This window comes from Candidatus Jordarchaeum sp. (assembly GCF_052745115.1).
On record NZ_JBRAKS010000421.1, the window covers coordinates 1 to 3025 of the forward strand.

At 39.7% G+C, this 3025-nt stretch carries 5 protein-coding genes; 4 read left to right on the forward strand and 1 reads right to left on the reverse strand.

Features of this window, described 5'->3' with window-relative positions; translation table 11 throughout:
• Positions 1-618 precede the first annotated feature (618 nt).
• The 4 genes from ACUVXA_RS18900 to ACUVXA_RS18915 all read left to right on the forward strand — a co-directional run bounded on the left by ACUVXA_RS18900 (position 619) and on the right by ACUVXA_RS18915 (position 2586).
• A complete protein-coding gene (locus ACUVXA_RS18900) occupies positions 619-1119 on the forward strand; it encodes a hypothetical protein (RefSeq protein WP_445872842.1) in 501 nt (166 codons plus the stop codon).
• Complete coding sequence (locus ACUVXA_RS18905) at positions 1112-1876, forward strand: hypothetical protein (RefSeq protein ID WP_445872843.1); 765 nt, start codon at positions 1112-1114, stop codon at positions 1874-1876. Before ACUVXA_RS18900 ends, ACUVXA_RS18905 begins: the two co-directional genes overlap by 8 nt.
• 256 nt (positions 1877-2132) lie before the next feature.
• Positions 2133-2381: an AbrB/MazE/SpoVT family DNA-binding domain-containing protein gene (locus ACUVXA_RS18910; RefSeq protein ID WP_445872844.1), complete on the forward strand. Its 249-nt coding sequence runs from the start codon at positions 2133-2135 to the stop codon at positions 2379-2381.
• A gap of 4 nt (positions 2382-2385) precedes the next feature.
• A complete protein-coding gene (locus tag ACUVXA_RS18915; protein WP_445872845.1) occupies positions 2386-2586 on the forward strand; it encodes a hypothetical protein in 201 nt (66 codons plus the stop codon).
• Between the two features lie 185 nt (positions 2587-2771).
• Here ACUVXA_RS18915 and ACUVXA_RS18920 read toward each other — a convergent pair whose 3' ends face one another.
• Entirely contained in the window at positions 2772-2999 is a 228-nt protein-coding gene (locus ACUVXA_RS18920; RefSeq protein ID WP_445872846.1) for a hypothetical protein, read from the reverse strand.
• Positions 3000-3025: the final 26 nt, after the last annotated feature.

Sequence of the window (3025 nt, forward strand, 5' to 3'; positions counted from 1 at the left end):
AATTATTCTTTTCGAACTATCCCAACAACCCACATACTTAAGGCGCCTTCTCATCTTATTCTTCCACTAAATTTATTTAGGAATTTAAAATATTTAAAAAAAGAAAATTAAGTTGACTCTCCGAGAGGGCTTCGTTCTCTGCTCTCTTTGCGCAATAATCTTTTCTAGTGCATGATTATTTTCCCATTGATTTCGCTTAGTACATCAACTAGAGTGAAGTAGGGATTTCCCCATCTTTAAAATGTTTTTTAATCCGTTCAACTTGATTTTAATTTGCTTTTAATAATAGACCTTAGGCGTAATTAATACCTTCGGAAATTTTTGTTGTTTTCAGGCGTCTTTTATCACAGTTTTTGCATTTTTCGGTGAGACCTCTGAAGAATTTTAGAATTTTTCGCACTATTTCTGAATGAAAAATAATTACATCTAAGGTCTATTCGTTTTCGCTTCCACTTCTGGGCCTCCAATGTTTGGTTAGTTGCTCTTTTCCCTGATTTCTGTTTTGTATTTTTTCTTTTCTTAAGACTAACTCAATGTGTAGACTTTTTGAGACCACTTTTGCAGAACTCTAAGTTTTGATGATTAGTGGGGGAGTTTATTAATTGAGAAGAAAGAAAATTGGTGATTGGTATGTACCGGTTCTGGCTATGTTTTCCCCGGGTTACCCCCAAAATTCTGGTTGGTGCATTAAAGAGGATAGCGAAGGCTTTGCTCTATAAGGTGGATACGGTGTCTTTTCAGATATTTTTCGGAGAGGGGGGAGCAGAATACATGTCACGTAGAGTGTCATACAATAATTTGGATTTGGTAATGGAGATGGTAGGAGAAGTGGAAAGTTTCACCATAGAGATTGAAGGAACTGGTTTAATTGCTTTGGATTCATCAGGGGTATTTGTTGCGCCTGAGCAAATATGGATCTGTGTGGGAAACTATGGAGCTGAACGGTATGGCGAGGTTGAGGTGAAGTTTAAAGACCTTGAACTAGAAGCCGGTAAAAATGGGGGCGGAGAGCATAGGGATTGGTGGGAGTGGTATTCAACTAATGTTTATCTCAGTAATTTTGATAGAATGTGTAAAACTGTAATGGGAGCACTCACAGGAGAGTTTGCTAATGGATAACTCATACAGCAATGAAAAAAATATAATTGAAAAAAAGGAAATCATTGAAACCCCCGACTTATCTGAGTTTAAAATGTTTGAGAAGGCCCCCTACGACTTGCCTGATCCTCGTGCCTCAACAGAGTTTCTACTAAAAGGAATAGAGGAAGAGGCGAAAATATACGGCCCAGTATTCACGGCCAAATTCGTTAAGTACACCCTAGAGTTTATAGCCCAAAAAATAGGGGAAACCACGCCAGAAAACATTGAAACACTGGATGAGCTGATAGACTACTTGGTGTCCATCTCTGACAGGTATCCAACCCCATGTGCAGCGATACCCTATGCTCAACCTAAAACTGAAATCGAGTTTCAGGGACAGACCGGTGCGGGCTCAACCATTGAGGCAATATCCTTTGCCAAAGGCTTGAAAACCGAGAGAAACGCGAATAATGACAAACAGGAGTTCAACATAGACGAACTGTTAAAGAATATTCGTGACGCCGCAACCGCTATAAAATTCTGCCCCTCCGAATGCGGATACAAGAAAAATATAGACGGAAGCATAGACATCGTATTTCCAAACTGTCCATACAAAGATGGCTGCCTCAGAGCATACCACGAAAACCTTTTAAAACGCCCCGACGGCAGGCTGAGATGCTCACCAGTAGCAACCGTCTGCCAGTACCTAGCCATGTTTACAAATTATGTCTGGGACTACGACCGACTAGAGCCCCTCTACGAACCATTTTGCGTAGCCCGAATATACATCATCTAATCCCTGGTCACTAAAACTTCGCTTTTACTCGATGTATTTTTGGTGTTTGGTTTGTGAAATTGTTTTATCCAACTCCTATGATATGTTTCTGAATTTGGAAAAAAGACTATTAATGCTTCGTTTATCGGCAACCCAAAATCGAAAACCCTCAAACAAGAAGTATACCTATTACCTTATGTCTATGTAGTTATAAGAAAAATATTTTGGTGGGAAATTTTATATAGTGGGAAGTGGGATAAATTTCTGGTGGGAGTATTTGACTGCGGAATTAGCTAAGGTTGATAAAAAGGGGAGAATCCTCCTACCCGCTAGGATTCGAAGGGAACTAAACATCAAAAACATTGTTGAGATTGAAGTCCAAGGAAAGAAGATCATCATAAAACCTGTTGAAGATCCCTTAAATTCCTTGGAAAAACTTGTTGTTAAAGGCACCAAGGATGTTGAAAAAGAGATTAGAACACTACGAAGGATAGCTGAACGTGAACTCTCTAAAGGGGGAAGCTAGCACCGTGCCGTTTCTCATCGAAACAGATATCCTACTAGCTCTGACATCACCCGAGGATAGGCATCATATTGAGGCTATTAAGCTACTTGATAAGTTTATAGGAGAAATTCAGCTCTCACCTTACTCCCTCATAGAGTTAGACCTACTTCTAAAGTCTGGAGAGATATCATTGTTACAGAAATCAAGGCCTTCTACACAAAAATAAGTGAGGTCTTTAAATATCGGGAAATAGTTTTACCATTAATCAAGCCAACATATCATGGCGAAGCATGGGTGCTTAAGGAAAAATATAAAGGATTAACCTACTTCGATAGCCTTCATGCCGCTGTCGGAGTAATGGAAAAGTTAGAGTTACTAAGTTACGATAAAGAATATGCCAAAGTAAAAGAGCTAAAATATGCATATCCAAAAAAATACATTAAGGAATAGGGTAGAGGCGGATCCTTCTCCACACCCAAGCCTTTCCAGAAGCTTATGAGCAGAAGTGGGTTCAACCTTACCGGAGAGAAGGCCAATGTGAACCTTGATGAACTCAAGAGAGGTTAGGCGAATGAATCCCAGGAAACCATAATTGCATTTAGTCACGTTTTCTAGAACCGTTGTCCGAAACTTACCCATCTAGGACACTTCCAGATGGTGTTCGG